Source organism: Neobacillus sp. MER 74 (genome assembly GCF_023714155.1).
On the sequence record NZ_JAMAUV010000001.1, the window covers coordinates 510,877 to 529,961 of the forward strand.

The following is a 19,085-nucleotide window of genomic DNA, read 5'->3' on the forward strand; positions in this document are numbered from 1 at the left end:
TAAAACGAATATTTTTATTAATCTGTGATAAAAGTCAAACACAAAGAAAAAAATTTGTAACACAAAAATTAATTATTGAATAAACGCTAGTATATATGATCTTCAAGATGACATTTCATTATATAACAGATTATAAATTGTTGTATAACAGGATAAAACAAAAAAAGCCTGCACCGATTATGGTACAGACCTCTAAAAATATTTATAAATCATTAATGACAATATATGATGCCTTTACCGGTCCATGAACTCCAACGACAAGATTCAATTCAATATCTGCAGAGTTACTCGGTCCAGTAATAAAATTGATGCATGAAGCAACGTGACCAGTTTTCTTATGAATCTCCCGCATCTTTTGAGATGCTTGCGTAATCCGCGGTACTAGTGTACTTTTCGGTATAAGTGCGATATAGGTGGCAGGGAGAAAACTGACAGTTCTCCCCTTATTCTCATCGCTAAACAATACGACCGTTCCGGATTCAGCCAATGTTATTTCACTAATTGTAATCCCCACATTGGCCTTCTCTGCTTTTGCAATGTTTTGGTGCCCCTTGCTATGATTCCATTCGTAAACTTCTATATTCTGTGCTGGCCATTCCTTTTTTATAAGTGGATCGAGTCCCCACTTGGAAAAGCGTTCATCTTTCCATGTGACAATCGGACCACCGCCAAAGCCAGAAACTACTTCATTTAGGACTGAAGGTAAATCATTGCTATCAGTTACATAAAGGCTTGTATGAATTTTTTTACATTGCTCTTTAAGAACCTCTAACAATTCATCTTGTGTAGCATCCTTTAATACCTCATATTGGGGCTGGAATTTCCAGGCCGGCCTTTCAACTGGGGAGGAAATGCGGGGCCGCCCAAGACTGCCCGCAATTTGGTTTAGAAATTTATCTCGATTGTGAATCGCTCCAACCATGATTATTTGCCTCCTTTTTCACGGTTTTTAAACCAATCTCTGAATCGCTCTTTATTTGGTGCTGGAAAATCACGAATATCTGTCCAAGCCTTTAATGGACCTGGTCCCTTAGAAATCTTCTCACCCACTGTAAAAGGGTTCATGGCAGCAGGTGCCATCTTAGATCCTATGTTATACATGATTGGAGAGGCTGCCCCTAAACCAAAAGCCTTCATTAATAGTTTTTCGGATATTGGCGCTTTTCCCTCTTTTTCAACAATGACTTCTCGGTGTTTATGAAGAAGGTTATGTAACGGGATTTTTACTGGACATACCTCTGTGCAAGCTCCACATAGGGTTGAAGCGTAAGGGAGCTCTTTAAATTCATCATACCCGCCTAATAATGGAGATAGGACTGCACCAATAGGCCCCGAATAAATAGAGCCATATGAATGTCCGCCCACATGCCGATAAACCGGACATACGTTAATACATGCAGCACAGCGGATACACTGTAAAACAGATTGGAACTCTCCGCCAAGTATCTTGGATCTTCCGTTATCAACAATGACAAGGTGAAATTCCTCAGGGCCATCGACATCTAATGCTTCTTTCGGTCCTGTTAACACAGTAATATAGCTAGTTAATTTCTGACCTACCGCACTTCTCGTTAGTAAACTAACTAAAACTTCCATCTCTTCAAAGGTTGGAACCAGTCTTTCCATTCCCATAACTGTAATTTGTGTTTTAGGTAATGCTGTTACTAAATCAGCATTTCCTTCGTTAGTTACTAGACTAAAAGAACCAGTTTCGGCCACAGCAAAATTACAGCCAGTAATCCCGATATCTGCTGATAGGTATTCCTTTCGAAGCATCTCACGGGCATGCCATGCTAATTCTTCTGGTTTTGATGTTTTTGTGTAACCTAACCTATCCGTAAACACATCACAAATTTGTTCTTTATTTTTATGAAGCGCTGGTACAACAATATGTGATGGGGGATCATGATCATCAATTTGAAGAATGTATTCACCAAGGTCTGTTTCTATAACCTCACATCCCTCATTTTCCAACATTGCATTTAAACTGATTTCTTCAGTTACCATCGATTTCGATTTAACAATTTTCTTGGCTTCCTTCTTTTTTACAATCCCTTGGATGTACTCATTTGCTTCTTCCTTGGTTTGTGCAAAAAATACATGTCCGCCACGCTTGGCAACATTCTCACTTAGTTGTTCTAAATAATAATCCAAGTTTTCCAGTACATGTTGGCGGATTTCTTCCCCATGCGAGCGCCATTCTTCCCAGTTTCCTAGTTCCTCAGCCGCTACTCTTCTTTTTACACCCATACCGTCCTGTGCTCCAGCAACAGCCCCGCGCATGAAGTCATCATGAATTCCTTTATCAACACGTTCTTTAAAATGTTCTGTGCTAATCTTCATTGCCATACAATCATTCCTCCATTCTTCTAAGTTAATAAAACTTGTCTATTGATTTCCGCTCCAGTCACTTCAATCAACAGACTTCCAAAATCAACGGCTATTTAATACCTCGGCAATATGCATTACCTTGATTGGCTTACCAACTCTATCAATTCTTCCGCCGATATTCATCAAACAGGCTGCATCCGCACCGATTAGATACTCAGCCCCAGTTTCTTCAACGTGTCGGACTTTTTCATCCACCATTTGCTCTGAAATTTGAGCCATTTTTACTGCAAAAGTCCCCCCAAAACCACAGCATTGTTCCTTCCCAGGCAATTCAGTAAACCTTAGACCTTTTACATTACTTAATAGAATCATAGGAGCTTTCTTTACACCCAACAATCTTGTCATGTGACAGGAGGTATGATAGGTTACACTTCCTTCAAAACGGGCACCGACATCTTCAATTTTCAAAACATCAACAATGAATTGCGTAAGTTCAAATGATTTTTCAGCAAGTCTTTTTGCTTTTGGTTCCCAAACCGGGTCTCCCTTAAAGATATGCTGATATTCATGGAACATAGTTATGCAGGACCCTGATGGTGAGACTATGTATTCAGCATCACTAAACGTGTCGATCATTCGTTTCATAGCTTCTTTTGTTTCTTTAACATAACCACTATTATATGATGGCTGCCCACAACAAACTTGCGATTCAGGAAAATCAATTTCACACCCGAGCCTCTCAAGTAATTCGACAGTGGCCTTTCCTACATTACTTTTGAACATATCTACAATACAAGTTGCAAAAAGTGTAACCTTCATGATCGTCTTCCTCTCCTACTTTTAAATTTACACGAGTTCCGCTGATGAACTGGTCATCTGATGACCAATTGAAAAAAATTAAGATTTTTATATCATTCATACTACAATAAAAGTAGACCCTATTGAAAGTGCTTCCAGCAAAAAAAAAAGAAAATTTTAAAAAACATGCGTTCCAAATTAGTTTGGAGGTTGCATGTTTTTTGGATTAATTATACAAAAAGCTAGCTTGTAAAATTCGCAGATTGAAAATATTTTTGTAATACGGCTTCAACGTTCTCAAGATGTAAAAGCATAAACTTTCTTGCTTTTTCTTCATCCTGTTCTTTAACCGCTTCAAAAATATCCTTATGTTCATCATAAAGTCGTTCCATCGTGGTTTGTTTAGAAAAGAGCCAAACACGACGTGTTTCTTTCATGGTTTCTCCCATTAATCCAGAAACATGATTCATCAAGCTAAGCAGCAAAGGGTTTTGCGCGGCATCGGCAAGAGCAAAATGAAATTGGAGATCAGCTTTTTCGCCCAGTGTTTCATTCCCTTGAGCATTTCTCATTTCTTCAAGTGCTTCCTCCATCATTGCTAAATGGTGACTTGTTCTTTTTTTCGCAGCTGCAGCAGCCGTTCCAATTTCAATAATCTTACGAACCTCTAATAATTGAGCAATGTCTTCTTGGTTCATTAAAATAGCTGTTGATAGTGGGAAAGTAATTTGATCTGATTCAAATTCCTTTATGAAAGTACCTTCCCCTTGCTTCATTTCAACGAGCCCCATCGCTCTTAAAGAGGTTAACGCTTCACGGATGGCGGAGCGGCCTACTTGGAAATTTTCAGCAAGTTGTTGTACCGAATCAAGTTTTTCCCCAGGTTTAACCTGACCCGTTCGAATCATTTCATATATGGCCTCTGCTACTTCTTCATAGATCTTTTTTGGTTTTATTTTTTTATAATTCACCGGTCCAGCCCCTAACAAGCATTTGTTTCTTAGATCCATTTTCATTATACATTTTTCTCGAAAATCTGCCTATATAATCTACATTATCACTATAAACAAGATTCCACTATTCGTTACGTAATAATATTTAATAATGGAAATTTTAAAAAAAAAGATTGAATTTCTTCGATTTCGTCCATATAATTCATTTTAGAAGCAAGAAACATCTAGTCATCTGATGACCTTGTCACCATTTGTAAGCGATTGCTAATTTAAAGGAGGGTAGATTTTATTATTTGGAGAAAAAATCAAAAAAAGCTAATTCGGGGGGATTAAGCTATTATGACATTTACTCAAAACTTTACAGCAGTGGGAGATAATCTCGCATTATCTGCTGTTGTTGCACTAATTCCGATTCTTTACTTTTTCTGGGCTTTAGCCATTAAACGGATGAAAGGCTATCTTGCAGGAGTATCTACACTTGCTATAGCCTTGGTGATTGCTATTTTTGCCTATAAAATGCCTGCGGGTATGGCATTTATGTCGGCCTCACAAGGTGCTGTATATGGAATACTGCCGATTGGCTGGATTATCATTACATCAGTATTCCTCTATAAACTTACTGTAAAGACTGGACAATTTGATATTATTCGAACCTCTGTTGTTTCTATTACGGAGGACCGCCGTTTACAAGCATTATTGGTAGCGTTTTCCTTTGGAGCTTTTCTTGAAGGTGCCGCAGGTTTTGGTGCACCTGTTGCCATTTCCGCTGCTCTTTTGGTAGGATTAGGATTTAATCCTTTATATGCTGCAGGGCTTTGTCTAATTGCTAATACTGCACCTGTTGCATTCGGAGCGATTGGTGCACCGATTATTGCCATGGAAGGGCCAACTGGTATTGCAGCAACAGAGATCTCAAAAATGGTAGGCCGCCAGTTGCCATTTTTATCGGCCTTTATCCCATTCTATCTAGTATTTATCATGGCTGGCTGGAAAAAAACGAAAGAAGTCATGCCAGCTATTCTCGTATCAGGAGTAGCATTTGCTGGTACTCAATTTTTCACCTCTAACTTTATGGGACCAGAACTTCCCGATATCTTATCAGCTTTAGTTTCCTTATTTGCACTAGCTGTCTTCTTAAAATTCTGGAAGCCAAAAACAATCTTCCGATTTTCTTCTGAGCAAGAACTTGCTGCTACATCGGCAAGGAAACTTAAAACACAAGAAGTTAAACATACGGGAGGGCAAATTTTCAAGGCTTGGTCACCTTTCCTATTGTTAACAGCAATTATTACATTATGGGGTATTCCTACCGTTAAGCTTGCATTAACTGGTCATTACGAGGGGGCAAACGCCATCTTAAAAGCAGTTAATTCGATTGGGCATGCACTTACATATATTCCAAATGTGCCATTAATAAATAATAAAATCATTAACACCGCAGGAGCTCCTATCCCAGCAATATATAAATTGGAACTTCTTGGAGCAGCCGGTACAGCAATCTTAATCGCAGCCATTTTAACAAAATTCATCGTCGGCATCTCTTGGAAAAATTGGGCTATTACTTTTGGCGAAACCATCAATGAATTAAAATATCCAGTCATTACAATTGCTGCTGTTGTTGGTTTTGCCTATGTTACGAATGCATCTGGAATGAGTACTACTCTTGGAATGACACTTGCCAAAACAGGTTCTTTACTATTTCCGTTTTTCTCACCTTTCCTTGGTTGGCTTGGAGTGTTTATTACTGGGTCCGATACTTCTGCAAACTTATTATTCGGTAACCTCCAAAAAATCACTGCGACTTCTATTGGTATGGATCCGGTGTTAGCTCTGGCAGCTAACTCTTCCGGCGGAGTAACCGGAAAAATGATTTCACCACAATCAATAGCTGTTGCCTGTGCCGCTGTTGGACTTGCAGGTAAAGAATCCGAACTGTTCCGCTTCACAATCAAACACAGCTTCTTCTTAGTAATAATTATTGGAATAATGACCTTTGTTCAGAGTCATTACCTCAGTTTTATGATTCCTTAATAATTATTTTGTAAGACCCATGCCAAACCGGCATGGGTCTTTTGTATCGTTTTCTTCTTTTTTTCTCTAAACTAGGCTATAATAAAATATTGTTTTCATTTATGCAAAGGAGTTTTTATATGAATGTTATTTGTTCAACCCTGAATGCTAAGTTTATTCATACCAACCTAGCGATTCGCTGCCTAAAGGCTTATGCAGCACCAGATTTTAATATACAAATCAAGGAATATACCATAAAGGACCCTATTTTAAATATTGTGACAGATCTCTATCAACAGAAACCGAAGGTGATTGGATTTAGCTGTTATATCTGGAACATTGAAGAAACCATTAAAGTGGTGAATCTGTTAAAAAAAGTGGACCCATCGCTAGTTATTGTTCTAGGCGGACCTGAGGTTACTTATGACACACGTGAATGGATGGAAAAAATCCCTGAGGTGGACTTTATTGTTATGGGTGAAGGCGAACAAACCTTTAAACAGTTACTAACTGAAATCCAAAATAATCGTAACTTTAAAAAAGTACCTGGAATTGCCTTACGTGAGAATCAGCAAATAGTCATTACTCCCCAAATGAATAAGTTGGACCTAAAGGAATTACCTTCACCCTATCGTTTCCCTGAAGATATCGCCAATTTAGGCAAACGAGTCATCTATATTGAGACTAGCCGTGGTTGTCCATTCAGCTGTCAATTTTGCTTGTCATCGATTGAGGTGGGTGTCCGATACTTTGACCGAGAAAAAATTAAAGAAGATATACGCTATTTAATGGCTAATGGGGCAAAAACAATTAAGTTTGTCGATCGTACCTTTAATATTAGCAGGAGTTATGCTATGGAAATGTTTCGTTTCTTAATTGATGAACATCTTCCTGGAACCGTCTTTCAGTTTGAAATTACAGCAGATATTATGCGTCCTGAAGTAATTGAATTTCTTAATCAAGAAGCACCTAAAGGTCTTTTCCGCTTTGAAATCGGTGTTCAATCCACCAATGACTTTACCAATGAACTGGTGATGCGAAAACAAAATTTTTCGAAACTGACAAGGACAGTCTCAATGGTAAAAGAAGGTAGGAAAATAGACCAGCATCTTGATTTAATAGCTGGTTTACCTGAAGAAGATTATGCTTCTTTTCGAAAGACTTTCAATGATGTATTTGAGCTCCGTCCGGAAGAGCTGCAATTAGGTTTTCTAAAAATGCTCAGAGGCACAGGAGTAAGGCTTCGGGCAGATGACCATAAATATATATATATGGATCATTCTCCCTATGAAATCTTAAGCAACAACGTCCTCTCTTTCGACGATATTGTTAGAATTAAGCAGGTTGAAGATGTTTTGGAAAAATACTGGAATGACCATCGGATGGATGCAACTGTGGAATATTTAATAACCAATGTATTTCCTTCACCGTTTGACTTCTTTCAAGAATTTGGTTCTTTCTGGGAAAGCCAAGGCTGGTCCAGAATTGGTCATCAACTTGAAGATTTATTCCGTAGACTGTATACCTTTTTAGAACACCAGGATGTTGCCGAGCTTGATGTTATTGTTGGGCTAATGAAGTATGATTACTTTTTGAAGCACAAATTCAAACCAAGAAAACCTTGGTGGGAAGCAAGCTTTAATAAGGAAAAAAGAACACAAAATTACAAACAAATTTCCGAACATCCGTCTATTTTAGGGGATTCGTTTGTTGAACTTGGACTCGATGAAAAAGAATTGTATAAACATACGATGCTTGAAGAACTCACCTTTGATTTATCAGAATTCCTAACAAGCGGGAAGATTTTTAAACATCCTTCCTGTCTTTTAGCTTATTTTGACCCCATGAACAGTCGTACACAGATTTTTTCATATTTAGAAAAATAACAAGCCGGCGTTGCCGGCTTATTTCTTTTTATTATTTTTCTTCTCTTTTTGTGTCACCTGCATAATTTCATATAATTTTGTGCCGTTAACATCGCCAAATTCGATGCTGAATTCTTCAGTAGGAATACGTGGTGGGGTTTTACGGCGGCTTTTCATTAACTTCTTCCCTTTTTCCCTAGTTTTGAATTTCGATTTTGAAATCTAATCGCATTGTTATTATCAGTGAATTCCGCTGAAAATTCACTTTCTTGAACATTTTTATGAGGTGTTTTTGTATATTTTTCCACTGCATCAAATTCTGCTTTACGTTTTGCCATCGAATAATCCTCCCAGAAAATAGTTTAACCTTACTACCCTAGTTTTGAACAAACTAAAGGTAATCATTCCTTTCCTTTTTTTTCATAAATAAATTTGCTCCACTCGAAGAAAATAAAGAAAAAACAGGAGTGATTTGAAAATGAAAAAAACGAAAAATACACAGTCCGCCGAGCCAGTAAGCTTGAATGAAACCATGCCTCATCAAATCAGTGCCCCTAGCTTTGAGGGTACTGGAATAAAAATGGAGCCTCCCTTTGTTAATGAACATGGTGTTACGATTGGTGATAGTATTTATGCCTCGCCTAATTCTCCTCTAGAGAACTGGACAAAAGATACCGATCCTTCGATTATGGCGGGAGATGAATGGGTTCATCCGACTAATGATATTGGCTGGAACACAAGTGAAAACCGTGAGTTATTGGAAAGTAAAAAGAAACCGCAAGCATATCCTTTTATGCATCCTTCAAAAGATGTAAGTCAAGGAAGTGATTAAGTTCATCATTTTTACCAAACTCTGGATGACACGTCCAGAGTTTTTTTTACCAAACAACCTGCAGGCAAACACTGCTATAATAGAAGCAGTTGTTCTTGGAGGTGTTACCCTTGATATTACCTGAATTAGCTGAAAAAATTGTCAAAGAAGTCCAGAAGTTAATTGGTGAAGATATTATTGTTGTAAACACGGAAGGCTATATCATTGCAAGCACTGACTTCGATCGAGTAGGGTCTTTCCATGAAGGAGCTTTGATTGCATTACAACAAAAAAGAAAGATGATCATTACACATGAAGACCAATTAAAGTTATCTGGTGTAAAAGCTGGGATTAATTTACCGATTTTCTTTCAACATGATGTGATTGGAGTAATTGGAATTACTGGCGAACCAAATAAAGTTACCCCTTTTGGTGAAGTAATCCGAAAAATGACTGAACTCCTTATTAGTGAAAATTATTATGCTGAACAGTTTGAATGGCATACCCGAGCATTAGAATCATTCATAATGGATTGGGTCCAAGCCAAAGAGTGGAATTACTCTTTCTTAGACCGAGCTAAGCTTCTATCAATTGACATAACAGTCAAAAGATTGGTTGTAATTATTGAATTTATCGGGTTAAACGCACCACTTTCAAGGGATAGTTGGACAATGATTTTTAATAGGTTTCAGCAAAATTCAAAAGAAGTTGTCACTAGGTCTGGCAATGATAGGATGGTATTACTCATAAATTGCTCTAATCAACCTACACGGGAGAGTATTGAGAGACGTTTACAGCATTTTTTTCAATTCTTGACAAACAAGTTCGGGATTCAAGCGATTGCTGGTGTTGGTCAGGCAACGGATTCTCAGGAAATTAGTGATTCCTATCGACAAGCTGAAAGATCTTTGAACATAGCAAAGTTAAATACCTCGATTATTTTCGATGAAGACTTGACTCTTGAAATGATTTCTGAAGAAATCAATCCCAAAACAAAAGCTGATTTTATTACAAGAACCATTGGACCCCTTTTGAAGGAAACAGAACTATTAGAAACCATTAAAGAATTATTTAAGCAAAATCATTCGCTGAAGAACACATCGAATACCTTACATATACATATCAATACCCTCCACTATCGTTTAAAAAAAGTTGAGGAATTAACACAATTAACCCCTAATAATATCCATGATTTAGTTACATTGTATCTTGGCATTCTCTTTTTGGATGAACAAACAAAAATCAAAAAATATTATTGAGTTTTTTTAGATGTTTAACCATAGCAGGCAGATGCCTGTTTTTTTTATACTTAATTTAGAACATAAAAACATTTAACTTGTAGGCGTTTTCAGTGAATGAAGTGAATGGAGGAAACAGCATGCTTTCCAAAGTAGTAAAAGACAAATTAATCAGCATTGTTTCAAGGGAAAATTTTGATGATGCCAAAACCGAAAGACTTGTTTATTCCTATGATTCAACCCCAAACTTGCAGGCAATGCCGGATGCGGTTGTCAGCCCAAGGAATACAAAGGAAGTTTCAGAAGTTGTTAAGGTATGTAATGAAAATAAAGTGCCTATTGTACCGAGAGGTTCCGGGACAAATCTTTGTGGAGGCACATGCCCAACTGAGGGTGGCGTAGTTATTCTATTCAAGCATATGAACAGTATTGTTGACTTAGATGAAGAGAATTTAACGATTACTGTCCAGCCAGGGGTCATATGCCTCGATGTAGCTAACGCTGCTTCAGCAAAAGGACTTTTTTATCCACCCGATCCAGGTTCAATGAAAATTGCCACGATTGGTGGAGCCATTAACGAAAACTCTGGTGGATTACGTGGACTTAAATATGGAGTCACCCGGGATTATGTGATTGGTCTTGAGGTTGTCATGCCAAACGGAGATATCGTAAGAACAGGTGGAAAACTGGCAAAGGATGTCGCAGGGTATGATCTTACCCGGTTAATGGTAGGTTCAGAAGGAACTCTTGGGATCATCACTGAAGCAATTTTAAAGCTTATCCCCATGCCTGAAACTAAGAAAACGATGCTAGCCTTGTATCAGGATCTAGAAGCAGCAGCAAAATCTGTTTCCAAAATTATTGCCAATAAAATTATACCTGTCACACTTGAGTTCCTAGATCAACCTACGATCAGAGTAGTTGAAGACTATTCTCAAATTGGATTACCTACAGACGTTCAAGCAGTTCTATTAATTGAACAAGATGGCTCTCCTGAAGTCGTCGAACGTGATATTGAAAAAATCATCAAGGTTTGTAAGCAGGAAGGTGCCGTCTCCGTACAAGTAGCATCTTCAGAAGAAGAAGCATTAGCCTTAGCTGCTGCAAGGCGCACAGCACTTTCTGCACTTGCACGACTCAAGCCAACTACTGTACTTGAAGATGCTACTGTCCCAAGGTCAGAAATAGCGAAAATGGTAAACGCAATTAATAACATTGCTGACAAATACAATCTGCAAATTTGTACCTTTGGCCATGCAGGTGATGGAAATCTCCATCCTACATGCCCAACAGATGCAAGAAATCACGAAGAAATGGAACGTGTCGAGATGGCTTTTGCAGAAATCTTTGAAAGAGCAGTGGAACTTGGCGGAACCATTACAGGTGAGCATGGTGTCGGAGTTATGAAAGCACCGTATCTTGAATGGAAACTGGGTAAAGAAGGAATTGCCGTGATGAAAGCCATTAAACTTGCTTTGGATCCAAATAATATCATGAATCCGGGTAAGGTTTTTGCAAAAAGTTATAGGAAGCGAGTGGTAGTTTCTGGCCAGGGAACAGTTTCCGCAGCAGACGACAAAAAACACATGGTGGTTTCAAAATGACAACAGTGAAAGAAAAAGAAATCATCCAAGAACAGTTTAAAGCCAGAATGAATGAAGATGAATTATTAAATTGTATGCGCTGTGGTTTTTGTTTACCCGCGTGTCCCACATATATTGAATCAGGCTATAAAGAATCACATTCCCCGCGGGGCAGAATCGCCTTAATGAAGGCTGTTACCGATGGTTTAATTGAACCGGATGAAGACTTTGAGCGTTCGCTTAACCTATGTCTTGGCTGCGTGGCATGTGAAACTGTTTGCCCATCTGGAGTAAAGTATGGTCATTTGCTTGAAGAAGCACGTGATATTGTCAGTCAGAATAAGAAATACTCATTATCGACTAGCATCGTTCGAAAAACAGTTTTCGAGGGATTATTCCCACATCCAAAACGAATGAAAAATGTGACAGGGTTAATTGGGTTTTACCAACGTTCTGGTTTACAAACTATGGCGAGAAAAATTGGATTTTTAGGTATGTTGCCTGAGCATTTAACCTTAATGGAAAAAATACTTCCTCCAGTTTCAACAATGAAAGAACTGAAAAATAGACCGGTTCATGCAGAACCAATTGGAAAACAAACACACCGAGTTGCCTTCTTTAGCGGCTGTTTGATGGACTCCATGTTTATGAAAACAAATGATGCTACCATCAAATTACTCCAACTGGCTGGTTGTGAAATTGTTATTCCTGAGGAGCAAACCTGTTGTGGTGCCCTGCACGGTCATTATGGTGAAAAAGGGAGTTCAATAGATCTTGCCAAGAGAAATATCAAAGCATTTGAGGATTTAAATGTTGATTTTATCATTACGAATGCTGGCGGTTGTGGTGCATTCTTACTTGGTTATGATCACTTATTAAAAGAAGACCCAGAGTGGAGTGACCGCGCTAAGAAGTTTACCGAAAAAATTCAAGATGTAACTGAAATTTTAGTTTCAGTTAACTTCCATGAACGGGTAAAATTAGAGCTCCCACCTCAGATAATTACTTATCAGGATTCTTGTCATTTAAGAAATGTGATGAAAACTGCATCTGCCCCTAGGCTCCTTCTGCAGTCCATTAAGGGAGCTAAATATGTTGAAATGAATGATGCAGACCGTTGCTGCGGTTCGGCCGGTATATACAATATTATCGAATCAGAAATGTCAATGAAAATGCTTGATTACAAAATGGTCCAAGCAAAAAATACCCACGCTTCCACAATTGTTACTACTAACCCTGGCTGCTTATTACAAGTAAAAGTTGGGATTGAAAAGGAAGGACTCTCCGAGAAAATGCGAGGTGTTCATATCGTTGACCTCTTATTAGAGGCAGTGAAGGCATAGTAAAAAAGAGCCGTTTGGCTCTTTTTTATTTAATTGGCTGTGTTAAAAATTAATTTTAACACTCTGTTGATTGGAGTGGAAGGCACGAAGACTCCTGCGGGAATGCGGAACAGGGGAGACCCCGCAGGCGCTAAAAGCGCCGAGGAGGCTCCCCGGCACGCCCGCGAACCGCTTGTGCCTGGAACGGAAATCAACAGACAAACTTAACACAGCCATTTTTTTAAAATTTATATCCAATAACGAAAAACATTTCCACTTATAAAACAACAAAATAAATTAATAATACCTATACAGAGGTAAAATAATCTCTGTATTGAAAATAAGGAGCTGATTTATATGGCTAATAGCAGTAACAAGTTGTTAGTACCTGGGATTGAACAATATTTAGATCAAGTTAAATACGAAATCGCCCAAGAATTTGGAGTCAATTTAGGGTCAGATACAGTTTCAAGAGCAAATGGATCTGTAGGCGGGGAAATTACAAAACGCCTTGTCCAACAGGCACAAGCACAATTATCTGGACAACAACAATAATTTCATAAATATGGAAAAAGTCCGGAATTACTTCCGGACTTTATTTATCTATTTCTTCCATGAGAATTTTTATTTTTTTGGTCATCATCTTTATTTTCATTGATATGATGTTTATAGTTTTTATCCTCATGTTTATTTATTTCTTTTTCTTTACTTTTCCATTTACTTTGGTTTTTATCGATACCATTATGATTGTCTTTCTTTTTAGACTTTTCTTGGTTCAACGAATTTTTGTTCTCAGCTTTTTTTTCTTTGACGGGGTCTCTATGACTGTCTTTCCCGTTAGATTTTTCTTGGTTCTGTGATTTTTTGTTCTCAGCCTTTTTTTCTTTTTGTTTATTATTTTGTTTTATAGGCCGCTCTTGATTTTGTTTTATTTTATATTCATCTATTTTTTTCAATTGTCCAGGTGGATTAACTTTTCCATTTATCCATTTCTTTTCCAATTGCCTTTTATTTTCTGCAAATGCCTTATTTTGAACAGCCTTATTTTCTGTTTGTTTCTTCACTGGACCTGAAGGAGTAGAGTGAACAGGCTGTTTCTTTTGTTTAGGTTTACTATCGGTAGTTTTCTTTTTATCTTTCGTTTTCACTTCATTTGTTCTATTAATGGAAACTTTGGCGTTATTATCGTGTAATTTACCAGCGGTAATGCCAAGTTTATGCGCTTTTTTTAATTCTTCTTTAGTAGGATTTACAACGGTAAGTTCAACCTTTTGTTTGTCAACTGATGCTTTAATTTCTTCAATGTTTGCTTTAAGTTCCTTTTCCACTTTTTCATCAGGATCGGTGGTCCTTACTGCGGAAATGGTAACGTGTTCTTTTGTACTCAAATAACCTTCTTTATTCATTTCAGCGAAAATCGTTTGTGCTAATTCAGAAACATTTTTCTTTTTCCAATTAGTCAGGTGCGAGACAATCTTCTTTCCGTCATTGTTAAATCCTATAATTTCAACAACCTGCATTTTTTTATTAACACCAAGTTCGATACTTGGATTAACATCAATTGACATATAGGCATACGCTTTATTACTTTGATACATTGGGAAAAATGAGCCAAGCATAATAACGAACGCAGCCACTAGTGCCCAAACAGGTTTAAATTTAAAAATGCTATTAAACCAACTAAAAGGATTTGAGCTTTTAACATGATCTATGGGAAAAAAGTGAATTTCTTCCCCAATTGCATAGGGCTGATTTTGCCTTCTGCTATGTAAAAACTCACCTTCAGGGGTCATAAGCGTTAGGAATTCTTCTTCAATTTCCATTATAATTCCCTTTTTCATGTGTTTAGCACCCCCTTTATATAATCTTTCATATAAACATAATCACTAGATAATATAAGTGCAATGGCAATAATATATTTCCTATTTCGTTCAATCGTCTTCCTGCTGACATCTACCATTTTCTCTAACTGTTTAATGGGCAGCCGTTTATTATTAAATAACATTTCTTTTAATTCTTCGTTTTCGACTAACAATTTTGCAGCGATAATTGCGTTTTTGCGTGCATCGACATGCTTAGGTGAATTCTCAACTAAGTCAGAAAAACTTAAATCAAAAGTAGTTAATAATTTCTGAAAATGAACAATTTCATCTTTTCTTAATTGTTCATCATTCTTTTTCTTGTATTCATCTAATGAGAGTTCATTAACAATAATTGTTCCAGCTGTTTCTTCTTCATTTGTATCATTAGTTAAGTCAAAACTTAAATGTTGATTTTTGGATTGCTTACGAATATAGTCAATTACTCTTCTTTTGATTATGACTTCAGAAAAACTCAATAAGGAGTTCCCACGCTCTGTAGAATATTTCTCAATCGCTTCATTGAACGCGATGAGCCCAATACTAAATTCATCATCGGTTTCATAGATATATCGTTTGCATACAGAAGATACTGTTTTTGCTATAAATGGTTTGTAGGAATTAATAATTTCATCAAGTAAATAACGGTCACCTTGTTGAATCAGAAGAACCGTTTCTTCCAAGGTGTTCTTCTTTTTCTTTTTGGCCATAAACAATAAACCTAGCATATGCTCACCTCTATTCGACCAATTATAACATATGAGTGTTATCTTGGACTTTTTTGGGGGTAAGCATTTTAAAAAAACAGCCCCAACAAAGGCTATCTTTTCCTGTTTATTGTTATAACCCTTATTTATTTATTTTTCTTTTTCCCAAACCACATCCTTTTACCTTTTTCCTAATGTATAAAAAGTTTATTTTCACTACATAGTTACGCTCCATCTGAAGCAATTTGTGGGGGTTCATTTTAAAAAAATTTTCCCAATAAAAAGCTTCAAACCAGAATATCCTGATTTGAAGCTTTTTATAAGTAATTTTTATTTTTGAAACTTTAAAGACAATAAAAATTTAATTAAAAAACCAATAAGCAACCCAGGGATTAAAAACAGCATCGGTAAAAAAACTGGGCCAGGATGAATTTGAAAAATTGTAACCTTAGGCGATACCATTAATCCTACAGTAACAAAATAGGCACCGAAGACAAATGGAAAAAACGAGTATTTTTCATTTTCAGGCATAGCTGAACGATAACCATCCCACAAGGAAAACAAATAGACACACGGGTAAAACATAAGCCATTGATAATTAAGTACCTTCTCTGCATTGTTAATTTCTCCTAAGAAACTATACATGATTGCCGAATTAAAGTGACTATTTGAATTGATCATTACTTCTAATGTAACAAACAATATTCCTTTGATATATTGACCCATTAACAATTGACTAAAACCAGGAAAAGCAATATTCCAAAAAACAGCTTCAAGTTTGCTCATCTTTTTCATCGTACAGTCCCGCTTCTCGTGGCATATTTTTAAAGCTAAAAAAAATTCACTTAACTTAGTTTATCCATCTCTGCCAAAAAATAGCGGATTTTCTATTATTTTTCCCAACTTAATTCTTTTTGAGGATGCGTAAGTAGATTTTTGAAAATATAATCCAGTTTCGATTAGCTTGGAAATAACTTTTAAAAAGTTGAAGAAATAATGGGTATTTTCCTTGATAAGGATACCAATGAATTTCACTCTTTTTCCGGCCGATGTCCTCGACAATAGCTTTTTCATGGCAAAAAATTCTTAACCCGGCATCCCCATGGTACCTGCCGATTCCACTTTGTTTTGCCCCTCCAAAGGGAAGGCCATGATGGGCAATACTAATAATAGCGTCATTTATAACTACTGCTCCTGAAACGAGTCTAGAGGATACTCTTCTAGCTTTTACAGGATCATTTGACCAAACGCTTGCATTTAACCCATAAACCGTGTCATTTGCAAGACTAATTACTTCATCTTCACTCTCAAATGGAATGACTGGCAGAATCGGTCCAAAGGATTCCTCCTGGATTAATTTCATATCATGGTTCACATTTGTAACTACAATAAGCGGTAAAAACATTCCATTGTTCCATTTTTCAGGCATTAGACCAGTCTCAAGTCTTGCTCCCTTGCTCAATGCATCCTCTAACTGGTCTCTTAAAATTTCTATTTGAGCTGGGAAAGTCATCGAACCGACATCGTCATCTTCATTGTTCCCCTGTTTTAAGTTTAAAATTTCTTTTTTTAGTAAAGATAGAAATTTAGGATAAATTGATTTTTCAACATACAGCCTTTCTGCACTCATACAAACTTGACCACTGTTAGTAAATGCCGCCCACACTGCCCCTTTTGCCGCACGCTCCAAATGAGCGTCTGCAAATACAATCATTGGATCCTTGCCGCCAAGTTCTAGGGTTGTTGGAATTAGATGTTTTGAAGCAACTTGTTGAATGATTTTCCCAGTCCGGACAGATCCAGTAAAGAAAATATAATCTGGTTTCCCATTTGTGAAAGCTTCCCCTACCTCTTTTCCACCATGTGCAACTTGAACAACTCCCATAGGAAAGCCCGCTTCAGCAAAAAGCCCCTCCATACATTTCCCTACTAGTGGAGTTACTTCTGATGGTTTTAAAATCACTGCATACCCAGAGGCCAAAGCACTAAGCATCGGGACCATTGCCAATTGAAAGGGATAATTCCATGGAGAAATTACCAAAACCACTCCCCTTGGCATGTATTCAATAAATGATTTCTTTCCTATCAATAAAAGAGGCGTTTTTACTCTTTGCCGCTGAAGAATTTTCTCCCCATGTTTTATTATGTGATCAATACTGTCCAGGGTTGGCATGATATCAGCTACCAGTGCCTCCGTTACCACTTTTCCAGTGTCCGCAGCGATTGTTTTTGCTATATCTTCCATCTGCTCTACGATAATATCTTTAAGTCTTAATAGATACTTTCCTCTTTCAGACATAGTCAGATTACTCCACTGCTTAAACGCTGTTTTACTCCTATGATAAAAGGAATCGACTTCGTTAACAGATGTTGCAGGAATTTCCCCCAGTCGCTCTCCTGTTGCTGGGGCAATTATTTTAAGCTTTTCTTGAATTGCATCCATATATTATCACCCCCGTTAAATAATTTTAATATGAAAGGTTGGGTTATCTTTTTGTTGTAAGTAAAATTCTGTCATTGGTTTAATTCCATCTTTAAAGTCGGGACAGGCGATCCCTGATTCCCTTAGGTCTGTAACGGCTTGTGTACAATCGAATTGTCCCCTCCAAGTAAAGTAGTCCAATTCTTCTTTCTCTACTCCCAGAAATTTGCGCAACGGTTTAATAGAAAGGAACCATTTCCCGACAGTTAATGGAATCATTCCTTTTGGTTGTTTGTTTAGCATTTCTTTCATCATGATTTCATATATTTCTGAAGCACGGTAGGGATGTGGGTCTGTTAGATGATACGTTTTTCCAGCAGCATTGTCTAATTGGCTAAGATACGCAGTTGCTTGAATAATATAATCGATGGGAACAAGGTTCACATAAGCTTCACCTTTCCCTAGTCGAGGTATGAGAGGAAGAAATTTCAACCGATCTAAAAAGTTCATAATAAAATAAGGGCCATCAAATTTAATGGTTTCTCCCGTATCGGAATGGCCTTTGACAATCCCCGGCCGAATGATAGTAACAGGTATTTCTTTTTTTAATGTTTCCACTAAAACCTCTGCTTCATATTTCGTTTGTTCATAATGATTTTTAAAACCAGGTGGTGTAATAAGTTCCGTCTCATACAGAGTACCTTCACTATTTCCGACCACATAGGCAGTACTAAAATAAATATATCTATTTAGGTTTGGTAATCTTCGCACCCATTCATTTACGTTTTCCGTACCATTTACATTCACTATTTGCGCTATTTCTCTTGGAACCGCTAAATCATAAATGGCTGCTAGATGAAAAACATGGGTAACCCTTTGTTGTAAGATTTCCTGTTCTTCATCTGTAATAGCAAGACACGGTTTGGTTATATCTCCAACAATAATGTGGAAGGTGGACTCATCTAACCCATATTCCGCTATTATAGCTTCCGATTCTTTTTTTGCTCTTTTAACCATATTAGGCAGGACTAGGACAAAAACAGATCCTATCAATTGATTATTTTTTATTACTTCGCGAATCAATTGATTACAAATGAACCCAGGAAACCCAGTAAAAAAGAAACCATTTCCCAACTTATCTCCTCCTTAGTCTTTATCAAGACGATTGTAATCATTTTAAAGTCCT

At 37.2% G+C, this 19,085-nt stretch carries 18 protein-coding genes; 7 read left to right on the plus strand and 11 right to left on the minus strand.

Translation table 11 applies throughout. From position 1 onward, the window contains the following. Nucleotides 1–202: 202 nt before the first annotated feature. The 4 genes from M3610_RS02480 to M3610_RS02495 form a co-directional block, all read right to left on the minus strand. Nucleotides 203–922 carry a LutC/YkgG family protein gene (locus M3610_RS02480; protein WP_285850884.1) on the minus strand — a complete coding sequence of 240 codons (720 nt, stop codon included), beginning with the start codon at nucleotides 920–922 and terminating at the stop codon, nucleotides 203–205. Between the two features lie 2 nt (nucleotides 923–924). Beyond that, nucleotides 925–2,349, minus strand: a complete 1,425-nt coding sequence (locus M3610_RS02485) for a LutB/LldF family L-lactate oxidation iron-sulfur protein (RefSeq protein ID WP_251456309.1) — start codon at nucleotides 2,347–2,349, stop codon at nucleotides 925–927. Nucleotides 2,350–2,433: 84 nt separating this feature from the next. Then, complete coding sequence (locus M3610_RS02490; RefSeq protein WP_098572552.1) at nucleotides 2,434–3,150, minus strand: (Fe-S)-binding protein; 717 nt, start codon at nucleotides 3,148–3,150, stop codon at nucleotides 2,434–2,436. Nucleotides 3,151–3,371: 221 nt separating this feature from the next. Then, nucleotides 3,372–4,100, minus strand: a complete 729-nt coding sequence (locus tag M3610_RS02495; protein WP_311315792.1) for a FadR/GntR family transcriptional regulator — start codon at nucleotides 4,098–4,100, stop codon at nucleotides 3,372–3,374. Nucleotides 4,101–4,421: 321 nt separating this feature from the next. On the opposite strand from M3610_RS02495, the gene M3610_RS02500 reads away from it, so the two are divergent. Then, the gene (locus M3610_RS02500) at nucleotides 4,422–6,113 is read left to right on the plus strand and encodes an L-lactate permease (RefSeq protein WP_098572550.1); all 1,692 of its coding nucleotides are present in this window, start codon (nucleotides 4,422–4,424) and stop codon (nucleotides 6,111–6,113) included. A 119-nt stretch (nucleotides 6,114–6,232) separates the two neighbouring features. Continuing rightward, nucleotides 6,233–7,978, plus strand: a complete 1,746-nt coding sequence (locus M3610_RS02505; protein ID WP_251456311.1) for a B12-binding domain-containing radical SAM protein — start codon at nucleotides 6,233–6,235, stop codon at nucleotides 7,976–7,978. Between the two features lie 18 nt (nucleotides 7,979–7,996). Here M3610_RS02505 and M3610_RS02510 read toward each other — a convergent pair whose 3' ends face one another. Together M3610_RS02510 and M3610_RS02515 are read right to left on the minus strand one after the other, a co-directional pair. After that, nucleotides 7,997–8,134: a hypothetical protein gene (locus M3610_RS02510; protein ID WP_251456313.1), complete on the minus strand. Its 138-nt coding sequence runs from the start codon at nucleotides 8,132–8,134 to the stop codon at nucleotides 7,997–7,999. Next, the gene (locus tag M3610_RS02515; RefSeq protein ID WP_166257651.1) at nucleotides 8,134–8,295 is read right to left on the minus strand and encodes a hypothetical protein; all 162 of its coding nucleotides are present in this window, start codon (nucleotides 8,293–8,295) and stop codon (nucleotides 8,134–8,136) included. Before M3610_RS02515 ends, M3610_RS02510 begins: the two co-directional genes overlap by 1 nt. A gap of 140 nt (nucleotides 8,296–8,435) precedes the next feature. Here M3610_RS02515 and M3610_RS02520 point away from each other — a divergent pair, with 140 nt between their 5' ends. From M3610_RS02520 to M3610_RS02540, 5 genes are all read left to right on the plus strand, one after another. Then, nucleotides 8,436–8,789: a DUF3905 domain-containing protein gene (locus M3610_RS02520; protein ID WP_251456315.1), complete on the plus strand. Its 354-nt coding sequence runs from the start codon at nucleotides 8,436–8,438 to the stop codon at nucleotides 8,787–8,789. Between the two features lie 110 nt (nucleotides 8,790–8,899). Further along, on the plus strand, nucleotides 8,900–10,027 hold the full coding sequence (locus M3610_RS02525) for a CdaR family transcriptional regulator (RefSeq protein ID WP_251456316.1): 1,128 nt from the start codon (nucleotides 8,900–8,902) through the stop codon (nucleotides 10,025–10,027). A gap of 119 nt (nucleotides 10,028–10,146) precedes the next feature. After that, nucleotides 10,147–11,610 (plus strand): glycolate oxidase subunit GlcD, encoded by a 1,464-nt coding sequence (glcD, locus tag M3610_RS02530; protein ID WP_251456317.1) that lies wholly within the window; start codon nucleotides 10,147–10,149, stop codon nucleotides 11,608–11,610. Next, on the plus strand, nucleotides 11,607–12,932 hold the full coding sequence (locus M3610_RS02535; protein ID WP_251456318.1) for a (Fe-S)-binding protein: 1,326 nt from the start codon (nucleotides 11,607–11,609) through the stop codon (nucleotides 12,930–12,932). The genes glcD and M3610_RS02535 overlap by 4 nt, the downstream gene beginning before the upstream one ends. Nucleotides 12,933–13,268: 336 nt before the next feature. Next, the gene (locus M3610_RS02540; RefSeq protein ID WP_026566245.1) at nucleotides 13,269–13,466 is read left to right on the plus strand and encodes an alpha/beta-type small acid-soluble spore protein; all 198 of its coding nucleotides are present in this window, start codon (nucleotides 13,269–13,271) and stop codon (nucleotides 13,464–13,466) included. A 44-nt stretch (nucleotides 13,467–13,510) separates the two neighbouring features. On the opposite strand, the gene M3610_RS02545 is transcribed toward M3610_RS02540, so the two are convergent. The 5 genes from M3610_RS02545 to M3610_RS02565 all read right to left on the minus strand — a co-directional run bounded on the left by M3610_RS02545 (nucleotide 13,511) and on the right by M3610_RS02565 (nucleotide 19,033). Beyond that, nucleotides 13,511–14,752, minus strand: a complete 1,242-nt coding sequence (locus M3610_RS02545; protein ID WP_251456319.1) for an anti-sigma factor domain-containing protein — start codon at nucleotides 14,750–14,752, stop codon at nucleotides 13,511–13,513. Next, a complete protein-coding gene (gene sigI / locus M3610_RS02550) occupies nucleotides 14,749–15,498 on the minus strand; it encodes an RNA polymerase sigma factor SigI (protein ID WP_251456320.1) in 750 nt (249 codons plus the stop codon). The genes M3610_RS02545 and sigI overlap by 4 nt, the downstream gene beginning before the upstream one ends. Before the next feature lie 309 nt (nucleotides 15,499–15,807). Next, complete coding sequence (locus M3610_RS02555) at nucleotides 15,808–16,272, minus strand: hypothetical protein (RefSeq protein WP_098572542.1); 465 nt, start codon at nucleotides 16,270–16,272, stop codon at nucleotides 15,808–15,810. 109 nt (nucleotides 16,273–16,381) lie between these two features. Next, nucleotides 16,382–17,920 (minus strand): aldehyde dehydrogenase family protein, encoded by a 1,539-nt coding sequence (locus tag M3610_RS02560; RefSeq protein ID WP_251456321.1) that lies wholly within the window; start codon nucleotides 17,918–17,920, stop codon nucleotides 16,382–16,384. Nucleotides 17,921–17,935: 15 nt separating this feature from the next. After that, a complete protein-coding gene (locus M3610_RS02565; RefSeq protein WP_251456322.1) occupies nucleotides 17,936–19,033 on the minus strand; it encodes an SDR family oxidoreductase in 1,098 nt (365 codons plus the stop codon). Nucleotides 19,034–19,085 lie beyond the last annotated feature (52 nt).